A 16649-nucleotide genomic window follows, 5' to 3' on the forward strand; every position below is an offset into this window, starting at 1 on the left:
TCGGTTATGCGGATATCTGCATAACCACGAATACGACCCCTACCAGGCGGGACCGGCTCATTGAGCCGGGTTCGTCTGTTGGAGTGGGTGCCGCTTACGCCCGGGCGCGCGCAAGGGAGGCTGCGCCGCAGCCGAGCCCCGGCATATATGCCGGATTGTCCCTCGCGCCCCTGCGCGCTCCGGTCTTCGCGGCATGGCGGATCTCGCAAGGTGGACGTTCGAAGGCAAGGCGACGGACGTCCCGCAGCCGTGCGGGAGAATAGGATGAAAAAGAGTGAAATCGACGCGTTGAGGGGCCGCGTCCTCTGCGGGGCCGTTCTGGAGCAGGCAGGCTTCGCGATCGACATCAAGGAAAGCACCCGCAACGCCGTCAAGCACCGCCGCGGCGACGAGATCATCATCGTGATCCACCGCGGGCAGGGCTGGTTCGACCCCCGGTCGGACGCCAAGGGCGACGTCTTCTCGCTTGTGGCTCATCTCGACGGAATGCCTTTCGCCGAGGCGTTGCGGCGGGTGGCGGGGCTTGTCGACTTCGTTCCGTTCGAACCCGCCTGGCCTCGGATGGAGCGCAAACGCACGCCCGATCTCGGAATACCCGAACGCTGGGCGCGGCGCCGCGCGCCGTGGCCGGGGTCCGCGACCTGGCGCTATCTCCGTCGCGAGCGCGCCATACCCGACGCTATCCTGCGCGTCGCGGTCCGGAAGGACTGCATTCGGGCGGGGCCATACGGCAGCATGTGGGCGGTGCATCGCGACGAGAAGGGAGCGGTCACCGGGTGGGAGGAACGCGGGCTTGACTGGCGCGGCTTCGCAGCCGGAGGCGCGAAAGTGCTCTTTCGCTTCGGCCCCGCCAATGCCGGCCGCGTTTGCGTCACCGAAGCAGCGATCGATGCCATGAGCCTCGCGGCCCTGGAGGGCCTGCCCGACGACAGTCTTTATCTCAGCACCGGGGGCGGGTGGGCGCCGGCGACCGAAGCGGCGATCCGCACCCTTGTGGCGCGGCCCGGGATCCATCTCGTCGCGGCCACCGACAACAATCCTCAAGGCGAGATCTATGCCGATCGTCTCACTGCGATCACGGTCGCGTCCCCCTGCCGGTTTGCTCGGCTCCGACCCACAGCGTCCGATTGGAACGAGGACCTCAGAACGCTGATGGGGCAGGAAAGGGAAGGAGGCAGGAAATCCTGACGCTCGTCCAGCGCCAGAGAGTCGCCTGCCAGCGCCATGTCGATCTCACCGGCTTGTCTTTCGTGGGGTTGCGCGTTGAATTCGTGGCGGGACACGGGGGCGTGCATGGGTGAGCGCAAGCGAAAGATCGAAGCGGTCCTCACGGGGCCGTGTCCATGCGGATCTAAAAGGGCGTCACATGCGTGCTGCCACGACGGCACGCGATGGCACAAACCGGCTGCCGCCCTCGGTCTCAAGACCCTTCCTAAAGCCTTGTCGCATGCCAAGTGCTACATGCGCGCGCTCGAAAGCTGCGAGGGCACCATTTCGGGAGAGCACATCATCTCGGCGTCCGTCATCCGCGTCCTAGCGGGCACCGGGGATTTTTCGGTCGCGGGTTTTCCCTGGCTGGAGGACGGTGAGGAGAGGATCATCGGGCCACAAAACCTCACCGCCAATGTGCTTTGCCGAAAGCATAATAGCGCCCTGCACCCGCTCGACGATGCCGCGGGATTCTTCTTCTCCGCGCTGAAGTCATCCCTGGAAACGGCGACGGGTCGGCAACACGCCCTGGTGTCGGGGCACGATCTCGAAAGATGGCTTCTGAAGACGGCTAAGGTGGCTGCCGCCTCGGGATCCTTCGCGCGGGGCCGAGAGCAGCTGTCAGGCGCGTTTGCCCACGACGATCTGATACTCGATATGCTCGATCGACATGAGACGTGGCCGGAGGGTTCTGGTCTCTACTGCACTATGAATGCTGGCGACCTGGCCTCAAATCATTTTCGCTTCCAATTTCAGCCGCTGACGAACGCACGAGACGAACTCGAGGGCATGGCGCTGAACATCCTCGGTATCAACTTCGTCCTCCTGCTCGCGCCTATGGACATGGAAAAGTATCCGTTCTTGCGTAGAGCAAAGTATCGGCCGGCCCGAATCGTGATTTCAGTTCCGGGTAAAGCAGCTCATTGGGTCACGATGAGTTGGGATGACGATAAGCGGCATGAAGAGCTGACGATGACATTCGTACGGTCCGTGCCCCGCCGAAGCGGCACGGCGGATTGATGATGGGGGAAAGGGAAAAGAGGGAAGCAAGGAGCCCGCTCGCAGACCGGCCAGACCGGCACCGCTGAAGCTCAACCGCGCCGCCAGCGATCCCGTCCCGTCGTCCTTCGCGGGGCGATTGCCCCGCTTGGCCGGCCGGAAAGGGATGCTCCGCCGCAGTTGTGCCGGCCCGTCCGCTCCGCGGGCCGGAGGGGGTCTTCGAGAAGAAGACGAGAAGGACCGGCAGGGCGCCGCGTCCGGAGCCTCTAAAGGAGCTTCCCATGCACCTCATGAAAGTTGATCCGCGCGCGTTGAAGGAGAACCCCGACCGCACGCGGCAGACGAAATCCACGCCGCAGGCGGACGCGCTGCTGCTCGCGACTATCAAGGCGGTCGGCATCGTCCAGCCCCCGATCATCGCCCCTGATGCCGGCGGTGGGAACGGCTACGTCATCAGTGCCGGGCACCGGAGGGTGAAGTTGGCAATCGCAGCGGGCCTTGAGGAGATTGACGTCCTCGTTGCGGATGCGACCGAGGATGGAGGTGCCATGCGCTCGATGGTCGAGAACATCGCACGCGAGCCGCTCAATCCGGTGGACCAATGGCGCGCCATCGAGCGACTGGTTGCGCTCCGCTGGACCGAGGACGCGATCGCCGTCGCCCTCGCGTTGCCGGTCCGCCAGATCAAGAAGCTGCGCCTCCTTGCTCATATTCTCCCCGCGATGCTTGACCATATGGCCAAGGGCGACGCACCCGACGAGCGGCAGCTGCGTATCATCGCTGCGGCATCTTTGGACGAGCAGCGCGAGGTTTGGAAAAAGCACAAGCCATCGAAGGCCGACCCGCAAGTCTCCTGGTCGAACGTCGCGAACGGGCTCGAGAAGAAGAAGATGTATGCGCGCAATGCCAGCTTCGATGATGAACTCGCCAAAGCGTACGGCATCGCCTGGGTGGAGGATCTGTTCGCGCCCGCTGACGAGGACAGCCGCTACACCACTGATGTCGAAGCGTTCCTCGGCGCTCAGCAAGAGTGGATGACCGCCAACCTACCCAAGCGCGGCATCATCGCGGAGACCAACACATGGGGACAGGCACAGCTTCCACCGAAGGCCGAGCGGGTGCATGGCAAGCCAGGCAAGGGCGACCGGACTGCGATGTACCTTGATCGTGATGGCAAGGTGGAGACCATTCATTTCCGAATGCCAGAGCCCAAGAAGACCAAGGCTGGCTCCCAGGATCCGGACGACGCCCCAGCTTTGCCGGCCTCGCGCCCGGACCTCACGCGAAAGGGCGTCGAGATGATCGGGGATCTGCGGACCGACGCCCTGCATGAGGCCCTCGCGCGTGCGCCGATCGAGGACGACATGCTGATGGCGTTGCTCGTGCTCGCGCTTGCTGGGCGCAATGTTTCAATCCAGTCTGGGGCCTCCTCCGACGTGTACGGATATGCGCGCATGGAGCGGCACGCCATCCGACTTTTCGATGAGGGCGGCGACCTCGCCTTCGACATGGACACCCTTCGCGCCGCCGCGCGCGCAGCACTCATCGATGTCCTGTCGGCGCGTGAAAATCGATCCGACAGCGGCATCGTAGCCCGCATGGCTGGCAGTGCCATCGGTGCGGACACTTTCCTGCCGAACATGGGCACAGAAGACTTCCTGTCCTGTCTTTCGCGTCCCGCGCTCGAACGCGCCTGCGCAGACACGCCCGTGCTGCCGCGACAGAGGGTGAAGGATACCCGCGCCGCTCTGGTGGGGCACTTCAAGGACGGGCATTTCGTCCACCCGGCCGCGCTCTTTTCCCCCGACCCGGCGAAGCTCGCCACGTGGCTCGCCAGGATAGGCGAAGCGGAGGCCGACGATGAGGAGAGTGCCTCGGTGTCCGAGCGAGACCCGGCCGAGGCTGTGGAAGGAGCCGCTGTGGTCGATGAGGCCTATCGGATCGCGGCGGAATAGCGCCGGTGTCTTCTTTCCAATCGACATGGCGCCGGCTCTGGCCGGCGCCATATTCGGGCACCTTTACGCCTGATCTGCGGGGAGTGGGAGGGGATGGCTTTGGCCAAGCGTTCCCTCTATGTCACTTTCGGCTGTTGTGTAGGGCCCTCGTCGTTCTCCCCTTGGGTTTGCGCGGTCTTAAACCGGCGGGCGTCCCTTCAAGGCCGCTGCGCGCCGCGGTGCGGCCGAGGACGCCGGTCTCGGCAAAGCAGGGATCGCGCCCGGCGCGGGGCGGCAGCCCCGCGGGTGCGCAACTCAGCTTCGCTCACCTCGGTGTCCACGGACCATGAAGCGCCGCTTGTCCGCCGGTTTCTCGGGGCCGCACCCGAAGGAAGGACGGCAGGGACCGGGCCGAGCCTTCGGGACATCTAACGAAGGAATGTTCCATGGCCAAAGTCACCCCCTCCCGCGCCTCCGCCCGTGTCGTCCCGCTGCGCAAGGGTACAACCCTTGAAATGGTCCGCCTCGCCTGCCCGGATGATGCACAGGTCCACCGGATTTCCGAGAGCTTCGGTCTCTCGCTGATCGACAGCGACGGAATCCGCACGGCCCACAAGGACTTCATCGTGGAGACGGCGCAGAGCCTGCGCGACGGGCTCGCGGAGCGCGCGATGCAGATCCATCTCCAGCGGATCGTGGGTGCCTATGTCAGCTCCGCCTTCGGAGCGGGGCAGTTCTACAGCCGCGCTGTGACCGAAGCTCGCGACGCGACCGCCAAGGCCGCCAACGACAGCCGGGATGAAGATCGTGACGGCCCGGTCGGGTTCGACAGCGCCGCTCAGCGCAGGCGCGAGTTCGCAGCCGACATGGCCCTTCAGGCCCACGCGCTTTGCATGGCTGCCGAGGGCGCAGCCGCGGCCTACGAAGAGGTTGTCGGCGAGAGCTGGAAACCCTTCGAGCGTCTGGCCGAGACGTCCGGTCCAACCGTGGATCGCCGGGCGGCCGAAGTGCAGATGGCGGCGCTCGGCTGATAGGCCTTGGGCGGGGCTTCGGCCTCGCCCTCCCCGGTTCGACCCGCAAAGCGGCTGGCCGCCAGCGGCCGGCCCATCGCGCCTCCCTCATTTCCGAAAGTAGATCCCAGGCAGAGAGTGCAAGCGACCAGTAGCAGTCATCTCGGCCCGCCTCGGGTCGGGTCCTGCCGTGGCCGGTGGACGGCGCAACGGCTTCGCCGTCCTCCACTGCGTTCCGGCCCGGAGGGTGCTCCGCCCTCTGAAGGCCCCGGCCCTCGACCCCGTGACGGGCCGCGATGGACGCGGCTCCGCAAGCGGAGGTTCAGGACAATGAGCAGGAAAGACGAGGGACTGTGTGCCGATCTCTATACGCGCATCACCGAGCGGATCGTCGCCGAGCTGGAGAAGGGCGTCCGTCCTTGGGTGCAGCCTTGGAGCGCGACAAATGCCACAGGCCGGATCACCCGGCCCCTGCGCCACAACGGTGAGCCCTATACCGGCATGAACGTCCTATTGCTGTGGTCGGAAGGAATAGTGCGTGGCTTCGTGTCCCCCATCTGGATGACTTTCAAGCAGGCAAACGAACTCGGAGCCCATGTCCGCAAGGGCGAGTCTGCGGCAACGGTCATTTATGCAAGCCGGTTCACCAAGACGGAGACCGATGGACGAGGCGATGAGGTCGAACGGGAGGTCCCGTTCCTCAAGGCGTACAGCGTCTTCAACGTCGCGCAGATCGAGGGATTGCCCGAACACTATCACCATCGGCCCATGCCGGTTCTCGATCCGGTCGCACGGATCGCAGCGGCCGACCGCTTCTTCGCCAACACGCGCGCCGTCATCCGCCACGGCGGGGGGCAGGCATTCTATTCCCCCTCGACCGATCACATCCAGATGCCCGCTTTCGAGACGTTCCGCGATGCGGCATCGTATGTCGCCGTGCTCGGCCATGAAACGGTCCATTGGACGGCCCCTACGGAGCGCGTCGGCAGGGATCTCAGCCGCTATTCCAAGGATCGAAGCGAGCGCGCTCGCGAGGAACTGGTCGCGGAAATCGGCTCCGCCCTGCTTTGCGCGGATCTCGGTATCGCGCCGGAGCTGGAGCCACGGCCCGATCATGCCGCCTACATCGGCAGCTGGCTCACCGTGCTTGCTAATGACAAGCGGGCGATCTTCTCCGCGGCCGCCCATGCGCAGCGCGCCGTTTCCTTCCTTCACGGTCTCCAGCCGCAGTCAGGGGCGGGCCGAGATGCCGCCTGATGCCTGCTCTGCGATGGAGAGCATGAGCCCTTCCTCAAGGATACACAGCACAGACGATGTGATGCTGGCAATCGTCATTCATTTGCATTACATTGTGGGAAGAGAAGGAGATCGACATGGCAGCCAATGCACTTGTCCAGACCCGCATTGATGCTGACGTACGGGACCGTGCATCCGCGGTCCTTGAGAGCATGGGGCTCACCGTGTCCGATGCCGTCCGCATCCTGCTGACGCGGACGGCCAATGAGGGCACCCTTCCGCTCGAGCTGATCACTAACAGCGAGGCACATGATGCCTGGTTCCGGGCGAAGGTGCTGCAGGCGCTCGAGGATGCCCGGCCGGATACTCCTGACGAAGAGGCGAATGTGCATTTTGCGGCCCGGCGGGACGCCGCGCTGCGCAAGGCCGGCTCTGCCGGCTCATGAGGCTCGTCTGGTCCGCCTTCGCGCTGTCCGACCGTGACGCCATCTTCACTTACGTCGAAGCCGAGAGTCCGCATGCCGCCATTTCGATCGACGAGCGCATTGCCGCGGCCGCCCGCCGGCTCATCGAGTTTCCCGAAAGCGGCAGGCCGGGCCGTGTTCCTGGAACGCGCGAACTGGTCATTCCCGGCACGTTCTATGTCGCCGCCTACACGGTGACGAAGACCAACGTGCGGATCCTGCGCGTCCTTCACGGTGCGCAGATCTGGCCAGACGAGTTCACAGACACTTGACCTGCCGGGGATTTCCCAGCCTCGCCGCTGGACCAGAGCCAAACCCCGGCGCTGTACCAGGCCCGCTTTCTCTCAACGACCATCCATCATACCGGCAGTCGCGCCGCCTCAAGGACGTGCGGTACTCCCAATTTTTCCGCCGCTGCGCGACGACAAAATCGGCTCCCCCACGCGCCGGCTCCGCCGGTCGCTTCGCGATCCCTGACTCGCCCCTCCAACGCCCGGTGGCTCGCCTTCGTCATCAAGACGAAGGAGGCTTCCATGAAGACCGTCATCGACATCCACGCTGAAATCGCCGAGCTGCGCGCGGAGCTTGCGCACTGCATGCTTACCGTCAAGGAGCGCAAGGAGACACTCCGGCAGCTCAACGACATGCTCGTCGAAGCGGAACGCCGGCGAACGGAGGCAGAGGGGGCATAAGCCCCCCTTTTTTGTCGGCGCTGGCTGGACAAAGGACCGTTGGATCGCACGCACTGCCGGTTGAGTTGAAGATCGACCTCTCCGTGGTGGGAATTCTTATCCCTCACGCCCCTTGAAGACGGGCCAGATCTTCCCTCGCCGCCTGCGCTGCGCGCTGGTTGATCGCCTCCTTTCGTAGCGACGGCTGAGCCATCAGCCCCATCGCCATGGAGCAAGAGACCGATCGGCGGCCAAGGTCTGGCCAGCTCGATAAGGCACGCGCAATCTTCCCGCCGTTCGTTGAAGCCGGCTGCTCCCCATCGGCGTGAGGGCTCCACCGGCAGGACCGTCAAGGCGATGCTCGCGCCGAATCCAGCTGCTTATGGTGGCTGTGGGTGGACGCACGCAGCAGCTTCCATTGTGCGCGGAACGAGGCCATCTGAAATCGCCTATCTCATTCCGGATGACGCTTCTGGGTGCTCCCACCAGCGATCTCGATCGGGGCTGGTCTGACCGAAGGACCATCACGCTGGCGCGTGCTCTCGATCTATTTCCCGCAACGTCCGTCGCTGGCTTTTTTCCGCCGCCGCCCACCCCTACGGGGTCCCGAGCGGCTTTGCATCGCGAAGCAAAAAAGCCCTCGCCGGCCGCCTTCCACTGCGTTCCAGCCCTGAAGGGTGCGGGCCGATCGCCTCCGGTCTCTCGACCGCTATCGAGGCCGCGATGGGCGCGACCGAGAAACATCTAAGGACTGCGACACATGGCTATCATCGGCACCTTCACCACCATCGACAACGGCTTCACCGGCACCATCCGTACCCTCACGCTCAACATCAAGGTCAAGCTGGTCCGCGTCGACAATCCCTCTGACAAGGGTCCTCACTTCCGCGTTCTCGCGGGCGCGAATGTCGAGCTGGGCGCGGCCTGGAAGAAGACGGCGCGGGAGACGGATCGCGATTACCTCTCGGTGAAGCTGGATGACCCGAGCTTCCCCGCTCCGATCTACGCCACCCTGGTCAAGGTGGAGGGCGAGGAAGGTTTCCAGCTGATCTGGTCCCGGCCGAGTCGGGACTGAGGCCCCCGCCCGAAGGGCCCTCGCCTCAAGGCGAGGGCCCTCACTTCCGCTCTGACGGATCCGAATATCCTCGGCGCCGCTTCGTCCGCTCCAGCCGACCGAACGCGCCATCGGCCTCCTCCGGCGTGTCGAACGTTTCCATCAGCGACTGGCCGCCAGTACCGATCCTGCCCCAGTTCCGGATCATCGACGCGCCGCCGAACAGCGTCGGCTGAATCGAGATCACGTAGAACCGGCGCATGTTCAATGCGGGATCGATGCGGCGAAGATGAACTGGGCGTGGGTCCGTCCGTGACATGCTCCAGAGAGTCGCTCTCGCCGGAAACGACGTCCAACGCATTTCGTGAATCGATCGGGCAGGTCCGATTCAACGCTTTGATGTATCCCCTCCCTTAGGGCTTCGGCACGCTGCGTGCGGCCCTACGATCTTTCCTCCGGATGAGATCTATTCGTCCCCGAGCAGGCGCGCATGTCATCGCGCCGGAACCATATGGCGCGACCGCACCGCAGGGGCGCGTTCCCGGCCGTGAAGACGATCTGCTCGTCTCCGCGCATGCGGAGGATTTCATGGGGCAGGATGAGCGGCCGGCGCGTGAGCTGCTTCGAGCGGGTGCGTGACGTTCCCGATGTCTGGGACGCGCGGCTGACCTGATCGACCTCGACCGTGGTGTCGCCGCAGCGCTTCGAGATGTAGTCCGCGGTCTCAGGATCATTGACCGCGGCGAACGAGATCCACGAGGCACTCTCGAACCATTTCGAGCTGGCATCACGTCCGCCATAGGCCTCCCGCATCTGCCCGATCGACTGGTAGAGGAGCAGCAGGCTGACGCCATATTTGCGGCCGGCGTCACGCGCGGTTTCGAGGATGCGGAGATATCCGAGCCGGGCGACCTCATCGAGAAGGAAAAGCGTGCGGTTTTCGACCTGACCATTGCGGTTGTAGATCGCGTTGAGCAGCGCCCCGATGATAACCCTGGCGAGCCCCGCATGGTTCTCGAGCGTCTTGAGATCGAGGCCGATGAAGACATCGGTTCGCCCCTCGCCCAGCTCCGCCGTCGTGAAGCTCCGCCCGGACACGATCGCAGCATAGTTCACATAGGAGAGCCAGTGCGTCTCTTTCACGGCATTGGCGTAGACACCCGAGAAGGTCTCCGGCGTCATGGCGATAAACGGGGCGACGTTCTCTCTCACGAAGATGGACTCGGAGTTGTCGTAAATCGCCTGAAGCCGCTGGCGCAGCTTCGGCTCCGGCTCCGCGAGATTGGCCCGCATCTGTCGCAGCGTCTGGCTTTCCTTTTCCGTATGACCGGACAGGCACACGTCGGCGATGAGCGCCGTGATCAGCTGCAGCGCTGAGGCCCGGAAGAAGTCGTCGCGCGCGGATCCATTTCGCGCACTGTCACTGACGATCCAGGAAGCCACGGCGGCAATGTCTTCTTCCTTCGTGCCGCCATGCTGGCCGATCCAATCCAGCACGTTGAAGCCCGTTTCCGGGGATCGGGGATCAAGCACAAAGGTGGCGCGGCCGGCCGCGCGACGATGCTCCTTGGTGATTGGCGCCACTTCGTTGGAGGGATCGAGGACCACAAGCCCGCCGCCCCATTTGAGCGCGGTTGGAATGGTGATGGAGGTCGTCTTGAATCCACCGGAACCGGCGAAGATGATCCCGTGCGAGGACCCGAAGGATGCGTCGAAACAGAGCAACGGCGCGCGACCGCCGGTTCCCCAAGTCTCCTCATCATCGGGGCGGAAGGCTCGATCAGACGACGGGTCGCGATCGACGCGGTATCGCTCGCCGATCACGATGCCACCCGTGTCCGGGAAAAGTCGGCCGGCCTCACTCATCGCCATCCAGTCCGCATCGCCGTGCACCGCGCGGCGGCCGCGGATCCGCCGCGGCTCCGGCGATGCGAAGGCAGCGTTCCCGTGCAGCGCGACGCGCAGCCCAAAGAACCCGGACATGAGCACGGCCGCGACGCCGACCGCCACCGACGGATCGATGAGGCCCGCGAGGCCCTGGTGGTCAGTGATGCGATCCGCGGTAGCCTGCAGGCGGGCGAACACCCGAAGGGCGGCGATGCTCGTGGTCGCGACGGCTCCGCAGAAAGCGCCCCATCCCACCGCTCGAATGGCTATCGCACCATGCGCGGCGAACAGGAAGATGACGCCGAGCGCCGCCGCTAGCGCGTAAGGGAGGCCGCGCCCGATCGCAGCGAGCGTAACCTTCGCCTGCGGGGTTGCGCCGAGACCAGAAAGCCAGGTCTCCCCTCCCGAGGTCGCCATAGCGATGCCGACCATCAGTGTCGCAGGCGCGAGCGCGAGCAGGATCCTATTCGGCTTCATCCGAGAACGCCTTTGCGCCGAGCTGCATCAGCCTCGCCCGCTCGGCATCGCTTGCTCTAAGGCGCTCCGCTCCATCGATGAGCAAGCCAAGCAGCAGCGCCCGTTTCTCATAGCGAAGCCCCGCTTTGACGATGAGGCCGCCCAGTTCGATCTTCTCTCGCGTATCCTTCTTCCGGGCGTCCGCGCTTTGCGATCTCTGCATGCGCTCAAGCCGCTCCGTTTGCCCCCTGAGAAGTGCCAGCCGCGTCCGCCTTCGAGGCCGTTTTCGGCCGCTTGCGAAAGCCGGCGGCCACCTCGGTGAACGCCGTGAGGAGGTCCTCCTCGTCGATCTCGACCTCGCCCAATCCGGCCTTCAGGGCGATACGGCCGATCCGCTCCGCTTCGCGCGTCTCGGCGAGCTTCAGCTGCTCCTGGAGACGGGCGATCTCCTCCCTGATTTTTCCGGACGCCTTCTTCACCATTTCCGAGAGCCTTTCGTGTGGGAGCATCAGCGATGCCCCACACCATTGCCCGGGCGCGCGCCTGTGCGCGACCCGGCAGAAATGCCGGGTCGGCGAAGCCGACGCTTTGGCGGATGATCCCGGCCGTTCCGAAGGAGCGGTTCCAAGGGCGCAGTTATACGTCGCGATCGCGACGTCCTGCTTCCGGCCTCTGGCCGTGGTGCCGTTCCGGGGGAGTGCCATCCACCTCCATCTGCTGGGACGCTCCCAGGCGTGGCCATCACCCATTTCACGGTCCAGATCATCAGCCGCGGCGCGGGGCGCAGTGCGGTGCTGTCAGCCGCTTACCGCCATTGCGCGCGGATGGAGCACGAGGCCGAGGGTCGGACCGTCGATTATGGGAATAAGCGCGGGCTCGCCCACGAGGAGTTTGTTCTTCCACCCGACGCGCCCGCCTGGGTCAGGGCGCTGATCGCCGACCGGTCCGTATCAGGCGCCGCGGAGGCCTTCTGGAACAAGGTCGAGGCCTTCGAGAAGCGACCGGATGCGCAGTTCGCGCGTGAGGCGATCATCGCGCTACCGGTGGAGCTCAGCATCGAGCAGAACATTGCCCTGATGCGGGACTTCGTGAAGGAGCACATCCTCTCGCGCGGTCAGGTCGCGGACTGGGTCTTCCACGATGAGCCGGGCAATCCGCATGCCCATCTGATGACGACCTTGCGCCCGTTGACCGAATCCGGGTTCGGCCCGAAGAAGGTCCCGGTGCTCGGCGACAACGGAGCGCCGCAGCGGACTGAGGCCGGCAAGATCCGCTACCGGCTCTGGGCCGGAGAGAAGGCCGAATTCCTTGCGCAACGTGCGAGCTGGATCGACCTTCAGAACCGCCACCTCGTGCTCGCGGGCCTCGACGTCCGTGTGGACGGGCGATCCTACGCCGAGCGTGGGATCGACACTGTCCCGACCACGCATATCGGCGTGGCCGCCAAGGCGATCGAGCGAAGGGCAGCGCGAGACGGCTCGGCGCCGAAGCTCGATCGACTGGATATCTTCGAGGCGAAGCGGGCGGAAAATGCCCGGCGGATTGAGCGTCGCCCTGAAATCGTCCTGGACATTGTCAGTCGGGAGAAGAGCGTCTTCGACGAGCGGGACATCGCAAAGGTGCTGCACCGCTATGTGAATGATGCCGGGATCTTTCAGGGGCTGATGGCGCGCGTGCTCCAGAGCCCGGATGTGGTGCGCCTGGAGCCGGAGGGCATCGCGTTTCCGACCGGCGCGCGGGCGCCGGCCAGGCTCTCCACCCGCGAGCTGATCCGCCTCGAGGCGGACATGGCCCGCAGGGCTGCGCACTTGTCGCGGGCGAATGGCTTCGCCATTCCGGAGGCGGCATCTAAGGCGACGCTGGCGCGCCACGCGGCCCTGTCCGGAGAGCAGCGCGCGGCGATCGAACGTCTCACATCGCCGGCGCGCATTGCGGCGGTGGTCGGCCGGGCGGGCGCCGGAAAGACCACGATGATGGGGGCTGCCCGCGAGGTCTGGGAAGCGGCCGGCTATCGGGTTGTCGGCGCGGCGCTCGCGGGCAAAGCCGCCGAGGGCCTCGAGAAGGAAGCTGGCATCTCCTCTCTGACGCTCGCGTCATGGGAGCTGCGCTGGCAGAAGGACCGAGACCTTCTCGACGACCGGACGGTCATCGTCATCGACGAGGCGGGCATGGTCGCCTCCCGGCAGATGGCGATGTTCGTGGAAGCCGCGTCCCGGGCAGGCGCAAAGCTCGTCCTGATCGGCGACCCCGATCAGCTCCAGCCCATCGAGGCGGGAGCCGCCTTCCGCGCCATCGCCGAGCGCATAGGATATGCCGAACTCGAGACCATCCGTCGCCAGCGCGAGCAATGGATGCGCGAGGCGTCGTTCGACTTCGCGCGCGGCCGGGTCGCTGAGGCGCTCGCCACCTACGAGGCCCACGGCCGGGTCATCGCGTCCGAGCTGAAGGCGCAGGCGATCGACAACCTGATCAGCGACTGGAACCGGGAGTACGATCCTCAGACCTCCTCCCTGATCCTCGCGCACCTCCGACGGGATGTGCGCATGCTGAACGAGCTGGCGCGCGCCAAGCTCGTCGAGCGTGGGATCCTCGGGGAAGATCATGCCTTCCTGACGGAGGACGGTGTCCGCCGCTTCGCTGCCGGCGACCAGGTGGTCTTCCTGAAGAATGATGCCGGCCTCGGCGTCAAGAATGGGATGATCGGCAAGGTCGCCGAAGTCGCGCCGCGTCGCATTGTCGTCGAGCTCGGCGAGGGTGAGCAGCGACGCCGTATCAACGTCGAGCAGCGCTTCTACCGCAATGTCGATCACGGCTATGCCACGACCATCCACAAATCCCAGGGTGCGACGGTCGATCGTGTGAAGGTGCTTGCCACGCTGTCGCTCGACCGGCACCTCTCCTATGTCGTGATGACCCGCCATCGCCTGGATGTTGCGCTCTATTACGGGCGGCGCTCGTTCGCGATGAATGGGGGCCTTGCCGCGGTGCTGTCTAGGGCGAACGCGAAGGAGACGACGCTCGACTATGCCGGCGGTCGCTTCTATCGCGACGCGCTGCGCTTCGCCTCACACCGCGGGCTGCACATCGTCAAAGTCGCGCGCGCGCTCGTTCAGGACCAGGCGCGCTGGACGCTCCGGCAGAAAGACAGGCTGGCCGATCTCGTGTCCCGCTTGCGCGCCCTCGGCGAGAAGATCGGGCTCGTCGGGATCCATCAGAAGTCCGCAACCGCACTGTCCAAGGAGGCGCTGCCCATGGTCGAAGGGGTCGCCGCGTTCCCGAAATCCATCGTCCACACGATCGAGGACAAGGTCCTTGCCGATCCTGCCGTCAAGAAGCAATGGGAGGAGATCCTCAGTCGCTTCAAGCTCGTCTATGCGCAGCCGGAGGCCGCGTTCAAAGCGCTCGCCCTGGACACCATGCTGAAGGATCCTGTGGCGGCGTCAGCGACGCTTGAGAGGCTGGCGCGACAGCCCGAATCCTTCGGTATCCTGCGCGGCAATGTCGGGTTGCTCGCCGGCAGGGCTTCGAAGGAAGATCGGCGGCGTGCCGAGCTGAACGTGCCGGCTCTGAAGGACGACATCGAACGTTACCTGCGCGTGCGCGCGGAGGCGGAGCACAAGCATGAGGCCGAGGAGCGGTCGGTCCGCCAGCGCGCATCCATCGATGTGCCGGCGCTCTCTCCGGCGGCCCACCGCGTGCTTGAGCGCGTGCGCGATGCCATCGACAGAAACGACCTTCCGAGCGCTCTCGGCTTCGCGCTCTCGGACAAGATGGTCAAAGCCGAGATCGATGCCTTCAACAAGGCGGTCGCTGAGCGCTTTGGCGATCGCGCTTTCCTCCCGAATGCCTCGAAAGCAGCAGTCGGCGCCTCATTCGAGCGGCTCGCGGCCGGCATGAACGCGCCCCAGCGCGAGCAACTGGCCACCGCATGGCCGACGATGCGCACAGCCCAGCAGCTCGCCGCACAAGAACGTACCGCCCAGGCGCTTCGTCAGTCCGAGGCTCAGCGCCTGAAGCAGGGGCAGAGGCAGACGCTCCAATGAAAGCCACACGACGCCGGGCGATCATTGTCGGCGCGGTTGGTGCCGCAGTGGCTGGCGGATTTCTGGGCGCCGGGCTGGCCGGCTATCGCATCAATGTGACGCCGAGTTATCCGGTCGGCCTCTGGCGCGTCTCGCCGCTATCTCGGCCGGCTGAGGTCGGCGATCTGGTGCTGATCTGCCCGCCGGCCTCGGAGATTTTTGAACGAGCTAAAGAGCGGGGTTACCTCCTGGGCGGTCCATGCCCAGGCTGGATCGCACCGCTGATCAAAAAGATCGTGGCGGTCGCTGGCCAGCAAATCGATGTTGGCGCCGCGATCCGGATCGACGGTCGCCTCCTTCCTCATTCCGACCTCCGCGCTGCTGACGCGGGGGGCAGGCCGCTCATCGCCTATTCCGGCGGGGTCGTGCCGGCAGGCTTTCTCTTCCTCCACTCCGAATTTGAAGGTTCCTATGACTCCAGATATTTCGGGCCCGTGCCCGCCGCCGGCGTCATTGGGCTGGCGCAGCCGGTCCTCACCTTTGGCGGGTGAAACCCTCTTCAGCGCGGGTCTCGTCGCCGCCGGCGCAGTGATCGGCCTGGTCGCCTGGCAGGGCGATCCTCGGTTGCTGCCGGCAGCGATGCTGTTCCCGGCCATTTGGTCTTTGGCTCCATACCGCGCCGTGGCGAGCTTGGCGTCCGCGGCTTACTTTCTCGCGGCATCGCGGGGGCTGCCGCAGGGCGTGGCCACGTTCTTCGCGAGCGACCTTTTGACCGGCATCGCGCTCTGGGGCATCGCCTCCATTGGCTTTGTTCTCGTCCATGCGACCCTCTGGACGCAACGGGCGGGCTGGAGCGGACCGGCGCGATATGCCATCGCCGCGATCCTGATGGCCTTGCCACCGTTCGGCATCGTTGGCTGGGCCCATCCGATCACTGCCGCCGGCGTCATCTTCCCTGCGATGGGATGGATTGGTTTGCTGGCCGCCTTCATGCTGCTCGTCGGTCTGGCATCGGGGAGACGGTGGCTTCCGGTCGCGCTTCTGCTGGGCCTGTGGGGCATCGCCATTGTCCATTGGCAGCCGCCTCCAACTCCCACTGGATGGGTGGGCGTCGACACGCAACTCCGCGACATCATTGGCCCAGGGACAGCCTACGCGTTCCAGACCGCGACGATCGCGAATGTGAAGGCCGCGGTAGCAGCCGGCGCCGAGGTGGTGGTTCTCCCGGAAAGCGCTGCTGGCCAATGGACCGCGACCGTTGAACGGCTCTGGGTCGAAAGGTTCCGGGGTCAGCCGGCAGTGATCGCTCTCGGCGCAATCCTGATCACGCGTGAGGGTTACGACAACGTCCTGATGGAGGTCTCGGCGGCAGGCGCACGCGTGCTTTATCGCGAGCGGATGCCAGTCCCGGTCTCAATGTGGCGCCCGTGGTCAGACGGGTCGGGGTCCGGTAGTGGAGCACGGGCGGACTTCTTCGCCAATCCCGTTGTGACGCTCGCCGGCCGGCGCATTGCCCCCTTGATTTGCTACGAGCAGCTCATTGTCTGGCCGGTGCTGCAATCGATGCTGCACACGCCCGATGTGATCGTTAGCGCAGGGAATGGCTGGTGGGCGGCCGGCACAAACATCATCGCAATCCAGCACGCCAACGCAGAAGCCTGGGCGAGGTTGTTCGGCCTCCCACTTGTGCTCGCCTTCAACACCTGA

Annotated in this window: 16 protein-coding genes; 12 read left to right on the top strand and 4 right to left on the bottom strand. The window is 65.3% G+C overall.

The genetic code is table 11. The annotated features are described in order from the left end of the window. Nucleotides 1-264 precede the first annotated feature (264 nt). The 9 genes from V5F77_RS23495 (at nt 265) to V5F77_RS23535 (ending at nt 8598) form a co-directional block, all read left to right on the top strand. Nucleotides 265-1188: a DUF3991 and toprim domain-containing protein gene (locus V5F77_RS23495; protein WP_132034870.1), complete on the top strand. Its 924-nt coding sequence runs from the start codon at nt 265-267 to the stop codon at nt 1186-1188. Between the two features lie 273 nt (nt 1189-1461). Continuing rightward, on the top strand, nt 1462-2229 hold the full coding sequence (locus V5F77_RS23500) for a hypothetical protein (RefSeq protein ID WP_245504808.1): 768 nt from the start codon (nt 1462-1464) through the stop codon (nt 2227-2229). 260 nt (nt 2230-2489) lie between these two features. Further along, nucleotides 2490-4163, top strand: a complete 1674-nt coding sequence (locus tag V5F77_RS23505; protein ID WP_132034743.1) for a ParB/RepB/Spo0J family partition protein — start codon at nt 2490-2492, stop codon at nt 4161-4163. A 425-nt stretch (nt 4164-4588) separates the two neighbouring features. Then, a complete protein-coding gene (locus V5F77_RS23510; protein WP_132034745.1) occupies nt 4589-5173 on the top strand; it encodes a hypothetical protein in 585 nt (194 codons plus the stop codon). A gap of 309 nt (nt 5174-5482) precedes the next feature. Then, on the top strand, nt 5483-6409 hold the full coding sequence (locus V5F77_RS23515) for an ArdC family protein (protein ID WP_132034747.1): 927 nt from the start codon (nt 5483-5485) through the stop codon (nt 6407-6409). A gap of 116 nt (nt 6410-6525) precedes the next feature. Then, complete coding sequence (locus tag V5F77_RS23520; protein WP_132034749.1) at nt 6526-6834, top strand: type II toxin-antitoxin system RelB/DinJ family antitoxin; 309 nt, start codon at nt 6526-6528, stop codon at nt 6832-6834. Further along, a complete protein-coding gene (locus V5F77_RS23525; protein ID WP_132034751.1) occupies nt 6831-7124 on the top strand; it encodes a type II toxin-antitoxin system RelE/ParE family toxin in 294 nt (97 codons plus the stop codon). Before V5F77_RS23520 ends, V5F77_RS23525 begins: the two co-directional genes overlap by 4 nt. Nucleotides 7125-7385: 261 nt before the next feature. Next, nucleotides 7386-7544, top strand: a complete 159-nt coding sequence (locus V5F77_RS23530; RefSeq protein WP_165933830.1) for a hypothetical protein — start codon at nt 7386-7388, stop codon at nt 7542-7544. A gap of 739 nt (nt 7545-8283) precedes the next feature. Then, on the top strand, nt 8284-8598 hold the full coding sequence (locus tag V5F77_RS23535; protein WP_132034753.1) for a DUF736 domain-containing protein: 315 nt from the start codon (nt 8284-8286) through the stop codon (nt 8596-8598). Between the two features lie 40 nt (nt 8599-8638). Here the strand turns inward: V5F77_RS23535 and V5F77_RS23540 are convergent, their stop codons facing one another. The 4 genes from V5F77_RS23540 to V5F77_RS23555 all read right to left on the bottom strand — a co-directional run bounded on the left by V5F77_RS23540 (nt 8639) and on the right by V5F77_RS23555 (nt 11399). Further along, nucleotides 8639-8896 carry a WGR domain-containing protein gene (locus V5F77_RS23540; RefSeq protein ID WP_132034874.1) on the bottom strand — a complete coding sequence of 86 codons (258 nt, stop codon included), beginning with the start codon at nt 8894-8896 and terminating at the stop codon, nt 8639-8641. A gap of 122 nt (nt 8897-9018) precedes the next feature. Next, nucleotides 9019-10941 (bottom strand): Ti-type conjugative transfer system protein TraG, encoded by a 1923-nt coding sequence (gene traG / locus V5F77_RS23545; RefSeq protein ID WP_132034755.1) that lies wholly within the window; start codon nt 10939-10941, stop codon nt 9019-9021. Further along, nucleotides 10928-11143 carry a type IV conjugative transfer system coupling protein TraD gene (gene traD / locus V5F77_RS23550; RefSeq protein ID WP_132034757.1) on the bottom strand — a complete coding sequence of 72 codons (216 nt, stop codon included), beginning with the start codon at nt 11141-11143 and terminating at the stop codon, nt 10928-10930. Before traD ends, traG begins: the two co-directional genes overlap by 14 nt. 4 nt (nt 11144-11147) lie before the next feature. Then, on the bottom strand, nt 11148-11399 hold the full coding sequence (locus V5F77_RS23555) for a TraC family protein (RefSeq protein ID WP_132034876.1): 252 nt from the start codon (nt 11397-11399) through the stop codon (nt 11148-11150). A gap of 255 nt (nt 11400-11654) precedes the next feature. Between V5F77_RS23555 and traA the strand changes: the two genes are divergently transcribed. Genes traA through V5F77_RS23570 form a run of 3 tightly spaced genes read left to right on the top strand, consistent with a single transcriptional unit; the run spans nt 11655 to nt 16649 of the window. Then, nucleotides 11655-14963: a Ti-type conjugative transfer relaxase TraA gene (traA, locus tag V5F77_RS23560; RefSeq protein ID WP_132034759.1), complete on the top strand. Its 3309-nt coding sequence runs from the start codon at nt 11655-11657 to the stop codon at nt 14961-14963. Next, nucleotides 14960-15493 (top strand): conjugative transfer signal peptidase TraF, encoded by a 534-nt coding sequence (traF, locus tag V5F77_RS23565; RefSeq protein ID WP_132034761.1) that lies wholly within the window; start codon nt 14960-14962, stop codon nt 15491-15493. Before traA ends, traF begins: the two co-directional genes overlap by 4 nt. Further along, on the top strand, nt 15483-16649 hold the full coding sequence (locus V5F77_RS23570) for a conjugal transfer protein TraB (protein WP_245504809.1): 1167 nt from the start codon (nt 15483-15485) through the stop codon (nt 16647-16649). The genes traF and V5F77_RS23570 overlap by 11 nt, the downstream gene beginning before the upstream one ends.

Origin of the sequence: Roseixanthobacter psychrophilus (genome assembly GCF_043195195.1) — a bacterium.
In the GTDB taxonomy this organism is placed as follows: Bacteria; Pseudomonadota; Alphaproteobacteria; order Rhizobiales; family Xanthobacteraceae; genus NCEH01.